This is a genomic window from Pseudoxanthomonas sp., assembly GCF_002863005.1.
Classification (GTDB): Bacteria; Pseudomonadota; Gammaproteobacteria; order Xanthomonadales; family Xanthomonadaceae; genus Pseudoxanthomonas_A.
Window position 1 is genome coordinate 53,030 of sequence record NZ_PKDG01000044.1, and the last position, 18,171, is coordinate 71,200.

An 18,171-nucleotide genomic window follows, 5' to 3' on the forward strand; every position below is an offset into this window, starting at 1 on the left:
CCGACGACGACACAGGACACCGAGACATGAGCAAGCAAGTACAAGAAGCCTATATCGTCGCCGCCACCCGCACGCCGGTCGGCAAGGCGCCCAAGGGCGTGTTCCGCAACACCCGCCCGGACGACATGCTGGCGCACGTGCTGAAGTCGGTCGTGGCGCAGGCGCCGGGCATCGACGTCAATCGCATCGACGACGCGATCATCGGCTGCGCGATGCCGGAGGCCGAGCAAGGCATGAACGTGGCGCGCATCGGCCTGCTGTTGGCAGGCCTGCCGAACACGATCGCTGCGCAGACCATCAACCGCTTCTGCTCGTCCGGCCTGCAGGCCGTGGCGATGGCGGCGGACCAGATCCGGCTCGGCAACGCCGACCTGATGCTCGCCGGCGGTACCGAGAGCATGAGCATGGTGCCGATGATGGGCAACAAGATCGCCATGGCGCCCAGCGTGTTCGACAACGACCACGTGGCCATCGCCTACGGCATGGGCATCACCGCCGAGAAAGTGGCCGAGGAATGGAAGATCTCGCGCGAAGACCAGGATGCGTTTGCCGTGGCTTCGCACCAGAAGGCCCTGACAGCGCAGGCCGCGGGCGAGTTCCGGGACGAGATCAGCGCCTATGAGGTGATCTCGCGCCAGCCAGACCTCGCCGGCAACACGGTGCGCCTGAAGAAGCTGCTGGTCGAACAGGACGAGGGCCCGCGCGCCGATACTTCGCTGGAGGGCCTGGCGAAGCTGCGTACCGTGTTCCGCAACCCGCAGTTCGGCGGCACCGTCACCGCGGGCACGTCGTCGCAGATGAGCGACGGTGCAGCCGGCGTGCTGCTCGCCTCCGAGCAGGCGATCAAGGATTACGGCCTGACTCCGCTGGCACGCTTCGTCAGCTTCTCGGTCGCCGGCGTGCGCCCGGAAGTGATGGGCATCGGCCCGATAGCGGCGATTCCGAAAGCCCTGAAGCAGGCAGGCCTGACCAAGGACCAGTTGGACTGGATCGAACTCAACGAAGCCTTTGCCGCGCAGGCACTGGCCGTGATCCGTGACAGCGAACTGGATGCCTCGAAGATCAACCCTCTCGGCGGCGCGATCGCCCTGGGCCATCCGCTGGGTGCCACCGGCGCCATCCGCACCGCAACGATCGTGCACGGCATGCGTCGCCACCAGAAGAAGTACGGCATGGTCACCATGTGCATCGGTACGGGCATGGGTGCAGCCGGGATCTTCGAATCGCTGTAAGCCGTGTCTTCAAGGCAGAAATGGAAATGGCGCCGCAAGGCGCCATTTCTTTGCCGCGAAGCACGCTCATGCCATGCGGGCTCCATCCGGCACCGGGCGCTCGATCGTCGTCACCACCACGCCCTCGTCGGTCGGGAATCCCGTCAACAGGAATTCCGAGGAGAACGGCCCGATCTGCTTGGGCGGGAAATTGATGACACCGACGATCTGTCGTCCCGCGAGGTCTTCGGGCGCATACAGACCCCTGATCTGCGCGCTGGTCTTCTTCACACCGTGGGGGCCGAAGTCGACCCATACCTTCCACGCGGGTTTGCGCGCTTCGGGAAACGGCTCGACCCGCAGCACGGTTCCCGCGCACAGGTGCACACGCATGAAGTCATCCAAGCCGATGACGTCTTCCGGCGCACTCATGCCTCAGTCGCCTTTTCACGGCGGGCCTTCCAGGCGTCCTTCGCCTCCGCCCACCAGTAACTCAGCTGGGCTCCCAGGAAGCCGGCAGGCTTCATGGCAGACACGAGTCCGTAGCGGGAGAAGGAGCGCCAGCGCTCGTCGCCTTCCGCGATGGCAGCGGCAATCAGCTCGCCTGCGAGCGTGGTGGGCGCCACACCATGCCCCCCGAAGGCCTGCGCGACCCACAGAGCGGGTTCCACCTGACCGATCTGCGGCATCTCGTGACGGGCGTAGCTCATCAGCCCCGACCACGCGTAGTCGACCTCGACGCCATCGAGCTGTGGGAATACCTTGAGCATGTCGCGGTACAGCAGGCGTTTCACCGCGTGGGGCGAACGGTCCAGGACCGAGATGCGGCCTCCCCACAACAAGCGTGAGTCCGGCAACGGCCGGTAATAATCGAATGCGAAGCGGGTGTCGTAGACCGCGGCGCGCGTGCGCATCGCCTCGTCCATGCGCGCGCCCAGCGGCGCGGTGACCATCACGTACGTGGCGATCGGCAGCACGCCTGCATCGACCTGGCGATGCAGGCCCGCGAGATAGCCGCCGCATGCCAGCACGACATGCCGGGCCTCGACGCTGCCCGACGGCGTGGTGATGCGCCAACCCTCACCGGCGCGCTCAAGCGATGTCGCGGGCGACCGGGCGAAGATCGAGACGCCTTGCGCCGTCGCCACCCGTACGAGCCCGTTCGCGTACTTCAACGGATGGAAGTGGAACGCCTGCGGTTCGAACAGGGCATCGTGGTACCGGTCCGTCAAAAGGTCGCGGCGTACCTGGTCACGATCCCGCCATTGCCAGTCACGTCCGAATGCCTGCGCCAGCAATTCCTGACGCTGCTTCAGTACATTCTGGTCGCGGAACCAGTTCGCCCAGATGATGCCGGCCTGCGTGTCGTCGCATTCGATCCCGTGACGCACCATGCGTCTGCGAATCAGCTCCACCGCCCCGGTGGTGCCGGCGTAGAGCGCTTTCGCGCGTGCCTGGCCCAGGTCGCGCACCAGTGAGGCTTCGCCACGGGAAAAGCCTGCAAACACAAAGCCGCCGTTGCGCCCGGACGCACCGAAGGCCGGGGTGTCCGCTTCCAGCAACACGACATTCTCCGTGCCGCGCTCGGCAAGGCCCAGGGCCGTGTTGAGTCCTGCGAAGCCGGCCCCGATCACGCAGACCGAGGCCTCTGTGCGCGAGCCCAACGTCGGCAACGGCGGGGGCGAGCCCGCGGTCGCCGCGTAGTAATTGCCGGCCGAAAGCACCGTGCCCGTCTCCCGATACCCCTTGAGTACGGTCAGCCCAGATCCCGAACGCCGAGCTCGTTCAACGCGCGCTGCATGGTGTCACGCGCCGCGTCGCTGAGCTTTTCGTGGTCGAGCGCATAACGGATGGTGGCTTCGATAAGGCCGATGTGCGTACCGCAATCGAACCGCGTGCCCTGGAAACGGTACGCATGGACCGGCTTCTCGGCCAGCAGCGCGGCGATGGCGTCGGTCAGCTGTATTTCGCCACCCGCGCCGGGCGTCGTGCTCTCCAGCAGGGAGAAGATGCGCGCATCGAGCACATACCGGCCCACGACGGCCAGCGTACTGGGCGCGACATCGGGCTTGGGCTTCTCGACAATGGCGCTGATGCGCCCCTCCCGTCCCGAGAAGGCGTCGGTCGCCACGATGCCATAGCTGCCGGTCTGCTCCCGCGGCACGTCCTGCACCGCGATGACGCTGCTTCCGCTCGCCTCCGCGGCATCGGCCATCTGCTTGAGCGCGCCCGGGCCGCGATTCCAGATCAGATCGTCCGGCAGCAGCACGGCGAAAGGCTCGTCGCCGATGATGGGCTTGGCACACAACACCGCATGCCCCAGTCCCAGCGCTTCGGCCTGCGTGACGAAGACGGCGCGGACGTGCGGCGGCAGCACGTTGCGCACCAGCTCCAGTTGCTCGGCCTTGCCTGCGCGCTCCAGCTTCTGCTCGAGTTCGTAGGCCTTGTCGAAGTAATCGGCGACCGCATGCTTGTAACGGTTCGTGACGAAGACCAGCGTGTCGCACCCGGCCTCGATCGCTTCGTCCACGGCGTACTGGATCAACGGCCGATCGATGATCGGCAGCATTTCCTTGGGCACGGTCTTGGTGGCGGGCAGGAAGCGGGTGCCGAGCCCCGCCACGGGGAACACGGCCTTTCGGATTCGGGCTCGGGTCATCGGGTCCTGCGCGCGTCGCGGCCTGGGAATACCACGATATTAGCCGACGCTTCGTCCTGTTCGTTTGACAGCGGGGCGAACTCGGGCACGGCCACGCGCAGCACTTCACCCAGCTCGGCGGTGTCGTAGCGCGCATGCGCGGCGCGCAGGCGCTGTATCGCCAGATCGAGGAATTCAGGCGACACGTCGCGCGCCAGCGCCTTCATGATCTTCGAGTGGGAAGTGGGCTGGTAGCGCTCATCCGCGTGGAACAGCGTCTCGTGCAGCTTCTCGCCGGGACGCAGGCCGGTGTAGACGATGGCGATATCCCGTCCCGGCTGCTTGCCCGCCAGTCGGATCATCTGTTCGGCCAGCAGGCGAATCGGCACCGGATCGCCCATGTCCAGGGTATAGATGGATGCATGCGCCGCACCCGACGCCGCCTGCAGGATCAGCTGGCAGGCCTCCGGGATCGTCATGAAATAGCGCGTGACGTCGGGATCGGTCACGGTGACCGGTCCGCCCTTGCGGATCTGCTCGCGGAACAGGGGCACCACGCTGCCGGCGGAATCCAGCACGTTGCCGAAGCGGACGGTGACGTAGCGCGTGGTGGAACGCGCATCATCCAGCGCCTGGCAGGCCATCTCGGCCAGCCGCTTGGTCGCGCCGAGCACGTTGACCGGATCCACCGCCTTGTCCGTCGAGATCAGCACGAAGGTGCCCACGCCCGCCTCGCGGCAGGCGCGCGCCACGGTTTCGGTCGCCAGCACATTGTTGCCGATGGCTTCCCGCAGATGCCCTTCCAGCAAGGGCACTTGCTTGTAGGCCGCGGCATGGAAGACCGCATCGGGTTCCGCCACGCGCAAGGCGTGCGCGATGACCGCGGGATCTCCGCAGTTGCCGAGCACCGGCAACACTTCGAGATCGGGAAAGGCGCGCCGCAGATCGCCCTGGATGGTGATGAGCGCGAGTTCGTCGATCTCGACCAGCGCAATCCGCTGGGCACCGTGTCGGGCGCACTGGCGGCAGAGCTCCGAACCGATGGAGCCACCGGCGCCGGTCACCATGACCGTCCGTCCCCCCAGCCAGCCCCGGATCAGCTTCCAGTCGGGCGTGACGGACTTGCGGCCCAGCAGGTCCTCGATCGCCACTTCCTTGAGGTCACCCGGCATGGACTGGCCTTCCAGGACATTCACCAGACGGGGCACCATGCGGAACGGCAAACCGGTGCTCTCGCAGATCGCGACCACGCGCTGCATGGACGGTGCATCCAGGGACGGCATGGCGATCACCAGCATCCGCGCCGCCGTTTCCCGCGCGACCGCCGCTGCATTCTCCAGGCCACCCAGTACCGGGATGCCGAGCAATTTGGAGCCATGGAGCCGCGCTGCATCATCCAGGAACGCCACCGGATGGTAGACACCGGTCCGGCGGAGTTCGCGGACCAGCGCCTCGCCGGCCCGCCCCGCCCCCAGGACCAGGACGCGCGAGGCGCTCTCGTTGCTGCGCTGGACCTGGCTGTCCTTCCAGGCGCGATAAGCCAGGCGGGGCAGACCGAGGAATCCCACGAGGGCAAAAGGATAGAAGCCCAGCACGGCGCGCGGCGTGGAGCCGAAACGGTTGTAGAAGAACAGGCCCAGCACCACGCCCAGGAATCCCAGCGCGCACGCCTTCACGATGTTCCAGAGGTCCGGCAGGCTGGCAAAACGCCACAGGCCCCGGTACAGCCCCATCCACCAGAAAACAGCACCCTGAGCCAGCAGGACGACCGCGATTTCGTTGGACCACAGGGGGAAGTCGGGGGCGTGCGCCAACATGGCGTAACGGAATCGATGCAGGACCTGCCAGCACAGCCACACCATGGCCAGGTCATGTGCCGCCACGAGGGCGCGCGGCATGAAGCCGCTCAGTCGGTCCCGCCAGGATTCCATCAGTTCCCTCTCCTGATACTAATCGCGCCATCCCCGGCGCAATGAAAACCAAAGTGCCCCGCCCAGCGCGTACAGCATGATGAAGGCGAGGACAGGCGCCGAAGTGACCGACCCTGACAGCGCATAGCTTAACAATAAGCTAACGCCACCGAACGCCATGTAAACCGTGGTGACAGCCGTATGTCCATATCGCCGCGCCGCCTGTTGATACAGGTGCCCGACATGCGGCGTCCACCACCGCTCGCCGCGCAGCATGCGCCCCATCAGCGTGAAGCCCGCGTCGACGAGAAAGGCGCACAGCGGCAATAGCAGGAGGGGGGCGCTCACAGGGGGCAACGCGATGAGCGCCGCCGCGGCCAGCCCCGCCAATGCGTAACCCAACGCACCGCTCCCCACATCCCCCAGAAAAATGCGGGCGCTGGGGAAGTTGAAAGGCAGGAAGCCCAGACAACCCGCGAGCAGGGCCAGCGCCAGCCACCGCCATTCCCCTGCCAACAGGCCGGCGTACGCCACTGCGGCAATGGCGGCCTGACTCGTCGCCAGGCCATTGATGCCGTCCATGAAGTTCCAGACGTTGACCAGCACCATCGCTGATCCGAACACGATCACCGCAGGAAGCCAATGGCCGGACTGCCACGCCACGCCAACCGCGAGCATCGCGGCCGCAATCGCCTGCACCGCCAGGCGTAACCAGGGCGACAGCGGACGATGGTCGTCCCACCACCCGATACCGGCCACGATCAGCAACCCCGGCAGGAAGCCGATCCACAACGCGCCCAGGGACGCCGACTGCCAAGCCAAGTAGACACCCGCGGCGAACACGACCAGCACGATCGCGATGCCCCCCCCGCGAGGCGTGGCCACCGCATGGCTGCGACGCTCTCCCGGCTGGTCCATCAGGTTGCCACGCAGCGCATAGCGGCGCGCCCACCACGTGGCGATGGCCGCGCCCAGCGCGGGCAGGGCCAGCCAGACGAACAGGTCCCCCATCAGACCACCGCGTAGTTCAACAAGGGCTTGACCGTGCCCCATTCCTTGCAGCTGGGGCATTGCCAGTGGTGCGTGCGGGCGCCGAACCCGCAGCGCGTGCAGCGGTAGCTCGGATTGCGTACCAGCAACTGGTCGGTGATGTGCTTCAGGTCGTGCAACGTGGCCGCGGGGTCGGCGCCCTCGGCCAGCGTCAGGTCGATCAGCGACGCCTCGCCGCGGACCGACGGCCGATCCTTCAGCTGGCGCGCCAGGTAGGCGCGCGCGGCGGCGACGCCCTCCTGGCGTTCGACGAGCTTCGTCAATGCGAGAACCGGCGCGATGCCACGGTAGTGCTCGCACATCTCCGAGAGGAAAGCGCGCGCGCCGGACAGGTCGCCTACCTGGTCGTAACTTTCCAGCAGGCTGGGCAGGACCTCCGGCAGGTAATCGGCGTCATGGCGGGCGGCACGCTCGAACGCGCGGATGGCGGCTTCGGCATTGCCTGCATCGGTTTCGATACGCCCTTCGATGATGCCGGCACGCACGCTGCCCGCATCGGCCTGGTACGCGCGGGCGACCGCGGCCCGGGCATCGTCGATGTTGTTCGCCGTGCGATGCCGCTCGGCGAGTTCGCACTCGAACTGGGCGATCAGCTTTCCCATCGGTTCCGCAGTGACTTCCTCGTAGCGACGCGCGTTGTCGATCGCCTTCTCCCAGTCGCGTTCTGCCTGGTAGATGCCGATCAGGTGCTTGAGCGCCTGCGGCGCGCGCTGGTCGATCCGGGCCAGGTCGGTAAAGACGGTTTCGGCACGATCCAGCAGGCCGGACCGCATGTAGTCCTCACCCAGGGCCAGCAACGCCTGGACGCGCTGCGCATCACTCAGGTCGGCACGCTGTACGAGTCCCTGGTGAAGGCGGATGGCGCGATCGACTTCGCCCCGCCTGCGGAACAGGTGCCCCAATGCGACCTGGGTCTCGAACGTTTCCTTGTCCAGCTCAGCGATGTGCAGGAACAGCTCGATCGCCTTGTCGGGCTGTTCGTTGAGCAGGTAATTGAGGCCACGGAAATAGGTGCTGGACAGGCGGCTGACCTGGGTGTCGCCATGCCGCTGGCCACCGCGTCGACCGATGATCCAGCCGCTGAGCGCGGCCAGCGGCAGGAAAAGGAAGAACCAGAACCATTCGGTGAGGAACGCCATGGGCTCAGGCACCGCCATCCGGGGGCAACGACGTTCCCGCTGCATTCGTCACGGGGGGCTGGGCGCGGGTCGCCTTCCTGAGCTTCGCGTACAGCGGCCATACCAGGGTGGCGAGCACGATGAGCCCGCCAACCACGACGCCGAGCAGGAGGGACAGCATGATGCCCACGCCGGACGACGTCTGGAATTCTGTGAACAGGAGTTTCAGCGTGATCGGCTGCGTATTGAGCATACCGATGATGAGTCCATAGGCCAGGAACAACAGAGCGACGACCAGGCGGAACATGTTCATCAGGCGACTCCTTGCAGGACGGCGCCTAGCTTAACGGAGTCGGCAGGCTACGACACGTGCCCGGCGACGTGCTACTCCCCCGCCTCTTCGATCGGGGTGACGTCGCTGACGCGTTCGCGCAGCTCCTTGCCCGGCTTGAAGTGGGGAACGTGCTTGGCCGGCAGCGCGACCGATTCGCCCGTCTTGGGGTTGCGGCCCATGCGCGGCGGACGATAGTGCAGCGAAAAGCTTCCGAAGCCGCGGATCTCGATGCGGTCGCCCTGCGACAGGGCGCCACCCATCATCTCCAGCAGTGCCTTGACGGCCAGATCCACATCCTCGGCCTTGAGGTGCGGCTGGCGGCGGCTGAGGATCTCGATGAGTTCGGATTTGGTCATCGCGTGCGGAATTCGGGCGGATGTGCCCGCGCCGGCCCGGGATTTCCGGGCCGGCGGGGAACGTTACTGCTGAGGGTCGTGCAACGGCGCGAGCCGCTTACTCGGACTTGCCACCGTCCAGCTGTGCACGCAGCAGCGCGCCCAGGCTGGTGGTACCGGTGGAGGCTTCGGCGGCCGACTTGTTGTACTCGGCCAGCGCTTCGGCCGTCTCGGCTTCGTCCTTCGCCTTGATCGACAGCTGCAGCGTGCGGCCCTTGCGGTCCATGCCGATGAACTTGGCTTCGACCTTGTCGCCGACCTTCAGGTGCTGGCTGGCATCGTCCACGCGGTCGTAGCTGATGTCGCGCGCCATCACGTAGCCTTCGATGCCGTCGGCCAGTTCGACCGTGGCGCCCTTGGCGTCCACTTCCTTCACTGTACCTTCGACCTTCGAGCCCTTCGGATGCGCCGCCATGTACTGGCCGAACGGATCCTGCTCAAGCTGCTTCACGCCCAGGCTGATCCGCTCGCGCTCCGGGTCCACGGCCAGCACCACGGCTTCCAGCGTGTCGCCCTTCTTGAAGTTGCGCACGATGTCTTCGCCGGTGGTGTTCCAGCTAATGTCCGACAGGTGGATCAGGCCGTCGATGCCACCGTCCAGGCCGATGAAGATGCCGAAGTCGGTGATCGACTTGATCTGGCCGGACACCTTGTCGTTCTTCTTGTGGGTGGCCGCGAAGGTCTCCCACGGATTGGCGGCGACCTGCTTCATGCCCAGCGAGATGCGGCGACGCTCTTCGTCCACGTCCAGCACCATCACTTCGACTTCGTCGCCGACCTGCACGACCTTGGACGGGTTGACGTTCTTGTTGGTCCAATCCATCTCGGATACGTGCACCAGGCCTTCGACGCCCGGCTCGATCTCGACGAACGCGCCGTAATCGGTGACGTTGGAGACCTTGCCGAACACGCGGCTGTTGGCCGGGTAACGACGCGCGATGTTGTCCCACGGATCCTCGCCCAGCTGCTTCAGGCCCAGCGAGACGCGATTGCGCTCACGGTCGTACTTCAGCACGCGGACGTCCAGTTCCTGGCCGACTTCCACGACTTCGGAAGGATGACGCACGCGCTTCCATGCCATGTCGGTGATGTGCAGCAGGCCATCGATGCCGCCCAGGTCGACGAACGCGCCGTAGTCGGTGAGGTTCTTGACCACACCCTTCAGCACCACGCCTTCCTGCAGCTTGTCCATCAGCTGCTCGCGCTCTTCCGAATGCTCGCTCTCGACCACCGCACGGCGGGAGACGACCACATTGTTGCGCTTGCGATCCAGCTTGATGAGCTTGAACTCCAGCTCCTTGCCTTCCAGGTAGCCCGGGTCGCGCACGGGGCGCACGTCGACCAGCGAGCCGGGCAGGAACGCACGGACGTCCTTGATGTCGACGGTGAAACCACCCTTGACCTTGCCGCTGATACGGCCGGTAATGGTCTCGTTCTTCTCCAGCGCCTGCTCCAGCTCGTCCCACACCATGGCGCGCTTGGCCTTCTCGCGCGAGAGGACGGTTTCGCCGAAGCCGTTCTCGATCGAGTCGAGGGCCACCTTCACTTCGTCGCCCACGCCCACGTCGATTTCGCCGGCGTCGTTCCGGAACTGTTCGATCGGCACGATGCCTTCGGACTTCAGGCCGGCGTTGATCACCACGACGTCGTTGCGGACTTCCACGACGACGCCGGTGACGATGGCGCCCGGCTTCAGCTTGGCCAGTTGGGTCTGGCTCTGTTCAAACAGTTCGGCAAATGATTCGGTCATTGAAAAAATACTCGGTTGATGAAACAGACCTGCGCACGGACGTGCACAAGGTCCACCCGTTGTCGGCCGGCGCGGGATTGCGTATGGCCGTGAGTGTTGTGGTTGGAAAAACGCGCCACGGATGCGGCGCGAGCCTTCTGCAGCGCGGGACCTAACCTGCGCGCGCAGGCACCAGGGCCAGCACGCGCTCGACGACCGCGTCGATGCCGAGGCCGGTGGTGTCGATGAGGACGGCGTCGTCGGCCGGTCTCAGGGGCGCCACCGTGCGCTGGGCGTCACGGGCGTCGCGGGCGAGGATCTCGCGAAGCAGACCGTCGATTGTGACGGAAACCCCTTTGTCTTTCAACTGCTTATACCGCCTTTCCGCCCGTTCGTCGGCACTGGCCGTCAGGAAGACCTTGTAGGGAGCATCCGGGAAGATCACCGTTCCCATGTCCCGGCCATCGGCGACCAGCCCCGGCATCTGCCGGAACGCCCGCTGGCGCTCCTTCAGGGCCGAGCGGACCTCGGGAATGGCGGCGATGGCGGACGCGAGGGCGCCCGTGGTTTCAAGACGAAGCTCGTCGGTGGCATCCAGATCGTCGACGATCACCCTCAATCCCTGCTCCGACTCCCGGAAGCTCACCCGGGTATCGAAGGCGCACCTGACCAGGGCGGCCGGATCCGAAATATCGAGGTCCGCCCAACTGGCCGCGACGCCGACGGCGCGATACAGCGCGCCCGAATCGAGATAGTGCCAGCCAAGCCGGGCCGCGGCGAGCCGGCTCACGGTACCCTTGCCGGCCCCGGAGGGACCATCGATGGTGAGGACGGGAGCGGTATCGGACATGGGAACTCCAAGCGTTTTCCGCTCATTATGGCGCCCCCTGGAACGCCCCGGAACGCACGGCGCACCGACACCCTCCGCAACCGCTTGATAACCCAGCGGAATTGCCGCTAGAATAGCGGGCTTCGCTTTACCCCATATTCTTTTACGCCGAGGTTTCAACTCATGAAGGTCCTGTCCTCCCTGAAGTCGGCGAAGGCCCGTCACCGCGACTGCAAGGTGGTCCGCCGCCGCGGCAAGGTCTTCGTGATCTGCAAGTCCAACCCCCGTTTCAAGGCGCGCCAGCGCTGAGAACGGCGCTGCCGGCTCCGGCCGGCAATGCACGGAAAGCCGCCTTCGGGCGGTTTTTTGTTACCTGCCTTTTGTTATAAAAGGCAGATCATCCAGGGGAGTTCCACCATGAGCCGTCGCGCCCTCGCACTTCCGTTGATCGCCATGCTCGGCCTCGCAGGCCCGGTGTCCGCCGATACACTGCTGATCGAACGCGCCCAGGAACAACCTGCCGCCGCGCCCGTGCGGGGGCAGTCGGCCGCCGACGTCGAAGCCCGCTTCGGCACGCCCCAGCAGAAGCTGGAACCCCGGGGCGGACAGAAGCGCCAGTGGCCTGTGATCCATCGCTGGGTCTATCCAGGTTTCACCGTTTACTTCGAGAAGAGCCGCGTCATCGACGTGGTGCTCAACAAGGCGTCCGCCGAAGAAGTCGGCCCCAAGCCTCCCATCCGCTGACCGGTGCCCGCGCGCCCTGCAACCCGATGACCGATGCCTATCGCTTTCCTGCGGAGTGGGAGCCCCAGTCCGCGATCCTGATCGCCTGGCCGCATGCCGAGACCGACTGGGCCGATCGCCTCGCCGACGTGGAGGAAACCTACGTCGCCCTGGTGGCCGCGATCACCCGTTTCCAGCCCGTGCTGATCTGCGTCGCAGACGACGACCTGCAGACCTATGCCGAGGCCCGGCTGCGTTCCGCGCGCGTGGAGATGGCGAACGTGCGCTTCGTGCCGGCCGAGTACGACGATACCTGGCTGCGCGATTCCGGCCCCATCACGCTGCGGGACGGGGGCCGTTTCAAGCTGCTCGACTTCCGCTTCACCGGCTGGGGCGGGAAGTACGAAGCCCGTCGCGACGATCGCCTGGTCGGCGAGTTGTCCGGCATGCAACTGTTTCACAATTATTTCGTCCAAAGTATTGATTTTGCTTTGGAAGGTGGCGCTATCGAAACGGATGGCGCAGGCACCCTGCTCACCACTTGGCAATGCCTGCACGAACGCCACCCTGCCGCGTCTCGGGATGAGCTGACCGCCAAGTTGACAGGCTGGCTGCGACAGAACCGCGTGCTGTGGCTGGACCATGGCTATCTGGAGGGCGATGACACCGACGCCCACATCGATACCCTCGCCCGCTTCGCACCGGACGATGCCATCGTCTACCAGGCGTGCGACGATGCCGGCGACGTGCATTTCGCCGAGCTGCAGGCCATGGCCACAGACATCGCCGCGCTGCGCACGGCGGATGGCCATGCCTATCGCACGTTCCCGCTTCCTTGGGCACAGCCCGTGATCGACGGTGGGCGTCGCCTGGCGGCGTCGTACGCGAACTATCTAATCATCAATGGCGCGGTGTTGATGCCGGCCTACGGCGACCCCGCCGACGATATCGCCGCCGAAGTCCTGGCGCAGGCGTATCCAGACCGTGAGATCGTGCAGGTGCCGTGCCGCGCGCTGATCTGGCAGAACGGCAGCCTGCACTGCATCACCATGCAGTTGCCTTCAGGACTGATCGGCTGACTGAGCGAAGGCGCCACGGTTCGTGGCACCGTGACATCAGTTGGGCGCAGATTGAACGCTTCGTTTACATCTCGCCTCACACGATCCCGGATAACCACCGTTTCCCCTTGAGCTAGGAGACGGCCGTGTATTCACGACGCAAGTTCCTGACAAGCACCGCGCTGGCCACGGCAGGCATGGGCCTGGCCGCCTGCCGCGATACGGCACAGGCCGGCGGCGTGGGCGGGGCCAAGCCGGCATCGGCCACGACGCCGACCGCACCAGCGCCCCTGAACACCCGTGCCATCCCGTCGACCGGCGAGCGCATCCCCGTCATCGGCATGGGCACCTCCGGCAGCTTTGAAGTGGGCCAGAGCGCCGCGGAACTGGACCCGCTGCGCGAGGTACTGAAGCGGTTCTTCGCCGCCGGCGCCACCCTGATCGATACCGCGCCCACCTACAGCGTCGCCGAGGACGTGATGGGGGCGCTGCTGGCGGAGCAGAACCTGACCGGCAGGGCCTGGCTGGCCACCAAATTGTCCGGCGTGAGCGGGCGCGCGGCGGGTATCGCGCAGTTCCAGGACACGCTGCGTCGCCTGAAGACCGACAAGGTCGCGCTGCTGCAGGTCCACAACCTGGGCGACCTGAAGACGCAGATGGCCGTGGCGCGCGAGTTGAAGGCGCAGGGCAAGGTGAAGTACGTGGGCGTCACCCATTACGTCGAGCGCGCGCAGGACGAGCTTGCCAACGTCGTGCAGGCGGAGAAGCCGGACTTCCTCCAGATCAACTACTCGGTCATCAGCCGCGGTGCGGAGACGCGCGTGCTGCCGCTGGCGCAGGACTTGGGCGTCGCCGTCCTCATCAACCGCGCGTTCGAGGACGGAAAGCTATTTGCGCAGGTGAAGGACAAGTCCGTCCCCGCGGCCCTGGTCGACGCAGGCATCGGCTCGTGGGCACAGGCGTTCCTGAAGTTCGCGCTCAGCCACCCTGCCGTGACGGCCGTCATTCCCGCCACCGGCAAACCGGACCGGCAAACCGACAACCTGAGGGCAGGCATGGGTCCCGACCTGACCGCGGCCCAGCGCGACGCCCTGATCGCTGCCGTGGCCTGAGCGCATGCCTTCGCCTCCCGCGCAAGGCATCTCCGCCTGGCTTGCCCGCGTCTTCAACGTCCGCGACCACGAAGCACCCGTGGTCGGCGCGGGGCTGGCGATGTTCTTCCTGCTGTTCGCCGGCTACTTCATGCTGCGGCCGATCCGCGAAACGATGGGCGTCGCGGGCGGCGTCGACAACCTGCAGTGGCTGTTCACCGGCACCTTCGTCGCCACCCTCGCGGTACTTCCGTTGTACGGGTGGATCGCATCGAAGGTTTCCCGCCGGCGCATCGTGCCGTGGGTATTCGGCATGGTCGTGGCCAGCCTGCTCGGCTATGGCGCGGCGATGCTGGCGCAGCCGGAGGACGTCTGGCTGGCGCGCACCTTCTACATCTGGGTGTCGGTCATCAACCTGCTGATGATCTCGCTGGCGTGGAGCGTGCTCGCCGACGTGATGGAGAGCCACGAAGCCAAGCGCCTGTTCGCCCTGATCGCCACCGGCGCGAGCCTGGGCGGCCTGGTGGGTCCGCTGATGACCACGCTGCTGGTGAAGCCGCTGGGACACGGCGGCCTGATGCTGCTGTCTGCACTGCTGATCGGCGCCAGCGCCGCCACCGCGACCTGGCTGCACCGCTGGCGCGATCGCCACCCGTTGCCCGCAGGCGTCAGTTCGGCGGAACACCGACGCCAGCCGCTCGGTGGAAATCCCTTCGCCGGCGCGACCGCGGTGTTCCGCTCGCCCTACCTGGCGGGTATTGCACTGTTCGTGCTGTTGCTGGCGACCGTGACCACGTTCCTCTATTTCGAACAGGCCAAGCTGGTCGCCGAGCGTTTCGCCGACAAGGAAGAGCAGACCCAGGTGTTCGGCCTGATCGACACCGTCGTGCAGACGCTGGCCATTCTCAGCCAGTTGTTCATCACCGGGCGTGTTGCGCAGAAGCTGGGGGTCGGTGTGCTGCTGGTGGCCGTGCCCGTCGTGGTCGCGGCGGGCTTCCTGTGGCTGGCGCTGGCACCGGTATTCGCGGTCTTCGTGGTGGTGATGGTGGTGCGGCGCGCGGGCGAATATGCCTTCGTGCGTCCCGGACGCGAGATGCTCTATACCGTCGTGCCCGCCGAGCAGAAATACAAGGCGAAGAACTTCATCGACACCGTCGTCTACCGCGGCGGCGATGCGCTGAGCGGCTGGCTGAAGCGCGCGCTGGACGTACTGGCCGACCATCCGGCCGCCGCGATGTTCATCGGTGCGGGAGTTGCCATGGCATGGGCGATCACCGGGGTGGCGCTTGGCCGGCGGCAGAAGCAACGGGAAGCGGCGGGCGGCCCCCCCTGAGCGCGCGCATTCACGCTCGGGACGCCTGCCGTCACGGTGGACGCGTTACCATGCGGCCTCCCCCGCATCCGCCCTGTCCTCACGATGAGCCGCACCACCCTGCCCGTTGCCCTGATCCAGGAAGAGAACCACGGCGATGCCGACGCCAACCTGGCGGTGATCGAGGCGCGCGTCGCCGAGGCGGCCCGGCGTGGTGCGCGGCTGGTCCTTCTGCAGGAGCTGCATAACGGTGCGTACTTCTGCCAGCACGAATCGGTCCACGAATTCGACCTGGCCGAGCCGATTCCCGGCCCGAGCACCGAGCGCCTCGGCGCACTGGCGAAGCAGCACGGCGTGGTGCTGGTGTCTTCGCTGTTCGAACGCCGCGCCGCCGGTCTGTACCACAACACCGCCGTCGTCTACGAAAAGGACGGCAGCATCGCCGGCAAGTACCGCAAGATGCACATCCCGGACGATCCGGGTTTCTACGAGAAGTTCTACTTCACGCCGGGCGATATGGGTTTCACGCCGATCGACACGTCGGTCGGCCGCCTCGGCGTGCTGGTTTGCTGGGACCAGTGGTATCCGGAAGCCGCGCGCCTGATGGCGCTGGCCGGCGCCGACCTGTTGCTGTATCCCACCGCGATCGGTTGGGACCCGGACGACGAGCAGGCGGAGAAGGATCGCCAGCGCGACGCATGGGTGTTGAGCCACCGCGGCCATGCCGTCGCCAACGGTCTTCCGGTGCTGAGCTGCAATCGCGTCGGCCATGAGCCTTCCCCCATGGGTGCGTCCGGCATCCAGTTCTGGGGTAACAGCCACGTCCTTGGGCCCCAGGGCGAGTTCATTGCGGAAGCGGGGGGCGACGCGACCGTCCTCATGGCCGAGGTCGACCTGCAGCGCAGCGAACACGTGCGGCGCATCTGGCCGTTCCTGCGCGACCGCCGCATCGATGCGTACGGCGACCTGCTCAAGCGCTATATCGACTGAGGGCAGCACGTGCCGCTGATCGTCCGTGACGCCACGCCGGCCGACGTGCCGGCCATCACCGCCCTGTATGCGGACGAAGTCCGCCTTCACGTCAATACCTACGAATACGACGTGCCCGACGCCGATGAAATGGCGCTCCGCATGCGGAGCGTGCTTGACGCCGGCTATCCGTACCTGGTGGCCGAGCTGGACGGAGAGTTCGTCGGTTACGCCTACGCCAGCAGCTATCGCGCCCGCACGGGCTATCGCAAGACCGTCGAGAACTCGGTCTACGTGGTCCCCGGCCGACAGGGCCAGGGCATCGGCGCTGCACTGATGCGGGCACTGATCCACGCCTGCGAGGCACGCGGTTATCGCCAGATGATCGCGGTGATCGGCGAACCCACCAATACCGCGTCCATCCGTTTGCACGAGAAATTCGGCTTCGTCCTGGTGGGTGTGTTCCGCGGCATCGCCTGGAAACACGACCGCTGGCTGGACACCGTGCAGATGCAACGCACCCTCGGCGATGGCACCGCCACGCCTCCGCAAGACGAATGACACGATGACCGAACCCCTTGCCGCCGTCGCCCCGCTGCACGGCCAGCCCCACGAGATCGTCGAACGCGACGGCGTGCACTACACCCTGCTGGGTACCGCCCACGTCTCGCGTGCCAGCGTAGACGCCGTGCGCGCGGCCGTCGCCAGCGGCGAGTACGACAGCGTGGCCGTGGAACTGGATCCGGGCCGCCTGCAGTCGCTCACCGATCCGGATACGCTCGCCAGGCTGGACCTGGTCAAGGTGATCCGCGAAGGCAAGACACACCTGTTCGCCGCCAACCTGGCGCTGGCCGCCTACCAGCGGCGCCTCGCCGAGCAGTTGGACGTCGAGCCCGGAGAAGAACTGAAGGCCGGCGCGCTGGATGCGCAGGCGCTCGGACTGCCGGTGCATCTGATCGACCGCGAGGTCGGACTGACCTTCAAGCGCGCCCTGCAGTCCCTGGGCTGGTGGCAGCGGACCAAGGTAGGTGCCGGCATCCTGGCCAGCATGTTCGGCGACGAGGAAGTCGGCGACGACGAAATCGAGAAGCTCAAGCAGGGCGACATGATGGAGTCCAGCTTCGGCGAATTCGCAGCGGAAAGCCCGCAGCTTTACCAGGCCATCATCGCCGAGCGCGATCAGTACATGGCGGCCGCCCTGCGCCAGGTGGCGACCAGCAAGCCGGCCGGCACCCCGTCACCCTACCGCGTGCTCGCGGTGGTCGGTGCGGGCCACCTGCCCGGCCTGACCCGGCATCTGCAGGAGGACACCGTGGATCCCGCCGAGACCCGCCGATCGCTGGAGATCGTGAAGGCCAAGTCGCGCTTCCCGTGGATGGAAGTGGTGATCGGCGTATTCCTCGTGGGCGGCTTCGCCTGGGGTTTCTGGCAGGGCGGCGTCGACGTCGGCTCCGACCTGCTGCTGCAATGGGTGCTGGCCACCGGCGTGCTGGGTGCCATCGGCTGCGCGATCGCGGGCGGTCATCCGCTGAGCATCCTCGCCGCGTTCATTTCCTCTCCCCTGACCCCGCTGCACCCGGCGCTCGCCTCGGGCACGGTCAGCGCCTTCGTGGAAGCCACGCTGCGCAAGCCGACGTACGCGGACTTCATGGCGTTGCGCGACGATGTGCAGACGATGCGCGGCTGGTGGAAGAACCGCGTGGCCCGCGTGCTGCTGAACTTCTTCCTGACCAGCCTCGGGACGGCCATCGGCGTGTGGACGGGGGGACTGCGGATGCTGGGCAAGCTGGTCGGCTGATCGCAG

19 protein-coding genes are annotated in these 18,171 nt (G+C 66.4%); 9 read left to right on the plus strand and 10 right to left on the minus strand.

Going from position 1 to position 18,171, the window contains the following annotated elements:
• Positions 1 to 26 precede the first annotated feature (26 nt).
• Positions 27 to 1,232, plus strand: coding sequence for an acetyl-CoA C-acyltransferase (locus CYU89_RS15310; protein WP_296282330.1), 1,206 nt, complete (start codon positions 27 to 29; stop codon positions 1,230 to 1,232).
• Positions 1,233 to 1,298: 66 nt separating this feature from the next.
• On the opposite strand, the gene CYU89_RS15315 is transcribed toward CYU89_RS15310, so the two are convergent.
• The 10 genes from CYU89_RS15315 to cmk all read right to left on the minus strand — a co-directional run bounded on the left by CYU89_RS15315 (position 1,299) and on the right by cmk (position 11,235).
• Positions 1,299 to 1,643, minus strand: a complete 345-nt coding sequence (locus CYU89_RS15315; protein WP_296282332.1) for a tRNA-binding protein — start codon at positions 1,641 to 1,643, stop codon at positions 1,299 to 1,301.
• The gene (locus tag CYU89_RS15320) at positions 1,640 to 2,935 is read right to left on the minus strand and encodes an FAD-binding oxidoreductase (protein WP_296282333.1); all 1,296 of its coding nucleotides are present in this window, start codon (positions 2,933 to 2,935) and stop codon (positions 1,640 to 1,642) included. Before CYU89_RS15320 ends, CYU89_RS15315 begins: the two co-directional genes overlap by 4 nt.
• 32 nt (positions 2,936 to 2,967) lie before the next feature.
• A complete protein-coding gene (galU, locus tag CYU89_RS15325) occupies positions 2,968 to 3,870 on the minus strand; it encodes a UTP--glucose-1-phosphate uridylyltransferase GalU (protein ID WP_296282334.1) in 903 nt (300 codons plus the stop codon).
• Complete coding sequence (locus CYU89_RS15330) at positions 3,867 to 5,780, minus strand: nucleoside-diphosphate sugar epimerase/dehydratase (RefSeq protein ID WP_296282336.1); 1,914 nt, start codon at positions 5,778 to 5,780, stop codon at positions 3,867 to 3,869. The genes galU and CYU89_RS15330 overlap by 4 nt, the downstream gene beginning before the upstream one ends.
• An 18-nt stretch (positions 5,781 to 5,798) precedes the next feature.
• Positions 5,799 to 6,770 (minus strand): lipopolysaccharide biosynthesis protein, encoded by a 972-nt coding sequence (locus CYU89_RS15335; protein WP_296282337.1) that lies wholly within the window; start codon positions 6,768 to 6,770, stop codon positions 5,799 to 5,801.
• Positions 6,770 to 7,948, minus strand: coding sequence for a lipopolysaccharide assembly protein LapB (lapB, locus tag CYU89_RS15340; protein WP_296282339.1), 1,179 nt, complete (start codon positions 7,946 to 7,948; stop codon positions 6,770 to 6,772). Before lapB ends, CYU89_RS15335 begins: the two co-directional genes overlap by 1 nt.
• 4 nt (positions 7,949 to 7,952) lie before the next feature.
• Positions 7,953 to 8,240, minus strand: coding sequence for a lipopolysaccharide assembly protein LapA domain-containing protein (locus CYU89_RS15345; RefSeq protein ID WP_296282340.1), 288 nt, complete (start codon positions 8,238 to 8,240; stop codon positions 7,953 to 7,955).
• A gap of 71 nt (positions 8,241 to 8,311) precedes the next feature.
• The gene (locus CYU89_RS15350) at positions 8,312 to 8,617 is read right to left on the minus strand and encodes an integration host factor subunit beta (RefSeq protein WP_296282341.1); all 306 of its coding nucleotides are present in this window, start codon (positions 8,615 to 8,617) and stop codon (positions 8,312 to 8,314) included.
• 97 nt (positions 8,618 to 8,714) lie between these two features.
• Positions 8,715 to 10,406, minus strand: coding sequence for a 30S ribosomal protein S1 (rpsA, locus tag CYU89_RS15355; RefSeq protein ID WP_192267958.1), 1,692 nt, complete (start codon positions 10,404 to 10,406; stop codon positions 8,715 to 8,717).
• A gap of 151 nt (positions 10,407 to 10,557) precedes the next feature.
• The gene (gene cmk, locus CYU89_RS15360) at positions 10,558 to 11,235 is read right to left on the minus strand and encodes a (d)CMP kinase (protein ID WP_296282345.1); all 678 of its coding nucleotides are present in this window, start codon (positions 11,233 to 11,235) and stop codon (positions 10,558 to 10,560) included.
• 162 nt (positions 11,236 to 11,397) lie between these two features.
• Between cmk and ykgO the strand changes: the two genes are divergently transcribed.
• From ykgO to CYU89_RS15400, 8 genes are all read left to right on the plus strand, one after another.
• Positions 11,398 to 11,523, plus strand: coding sequence for a type B 50S ribosomal protein L36 (ykgO, locus tag CYU89_RS15365; protein WP_010342887.1), 126 nt, complete (start codon positions 11,398 to 11,400; stop codon positions 11,521 to 11,523).
• A 108-nt stretch (positions 11,524 to 11,631) separates the two neighbouring features.
• On the plus strand, positions 11,632 to 11,958 hold the full coding sequence (locus CYU89_RS15370) for a hypothetical protein (RefSeq protein WP_296282347.1): 327 nt from the start codon (positions 11,632 to 11,634) through the stop codon (positions 11,956 to 11,958).
• A 26-nt stretch (positions 11,959 to 11,984) separates the two neighbouring features.
• Positions 11,985 to 13,016 carry an agmatine deiminase family protein gene (locus tag CYU89_RS15375; protein ID WP_296282349.1) on the plus strand — a complete coding sequence of 344 codons (1,032 nt, stop codon included), beginning with the start codon at positions 11,985 to 11,987 and terminating at the stop codon, positions 13,014 to 13,016.
• Between the two features lie 125 nt (positions 13,017 to 13,141).
• Complete coding sequence (locus CYU89_RS15380) at positions 13,142 to 14,107, plus strand: aldo/keto reductase (protein WP_296282351.1); 966 nt, start codon at positions 13,142 to 13,144, stop codon at positions 14,105 to 14,107.
• A 4-nt stretch (positions 14,108 to 14,111) separates the two neighbouring features.
• Positions 14,112 to 15,419 carry an MFS transporter gene (locus tag CYU89_RS15385; RefSeq protein ID WP_296282352.1) on the plus strand — a complete coding sequence of 436 codons (1,308 nt, stop codon included), beginning with the start codon at positions 14,112 to 14,114 and terminating at the stop codon, positions 15,417 to 15,419.
• 84 nt (positions 15,420 to 15,503) lie between these two features.
• The gene (locus tag CYU89_RS15390) at positions 15,504 to 16,388 is read left to right on the plus strand and encodes a carbon-nitrogen hydrolase (protein WP_296282356.1); all 885 of its coding nucleotides are present in this window, start codon (positions 15,504 to 15,506) and stop codon (positions 16,386 to 16,388) included.
• 9 nt (positions 16,389 to 16,397) lie between these two features.
• On the plus strand, positions 16,398 to 16,928 hold the full coding sequence (locus tag CYU89_RS15395) for a GNAT family N-acetyltransferase (protein WP_296282358.1): 531 nt from the start codon (positions 16,398 to 16,400) through the stop codon (positions 16,926 to 16,928).
• 4 nt (positions 16,929 to 16,932) lie between these two features.
• Positions 16,933 to 18,165, plus strand: coding sequence for a TraB/GumN family protein (locus tag CYU89_RS15400; RefSeq protein WP_296282360.1), 1,233 nt, complete (start codon positions 16,933 to 16,935; stop codon positions 18,163 to 18,165).
• The last annotated feature ends 6 nt before the right edge of the window (positions 18,166 to 18,171 follow it).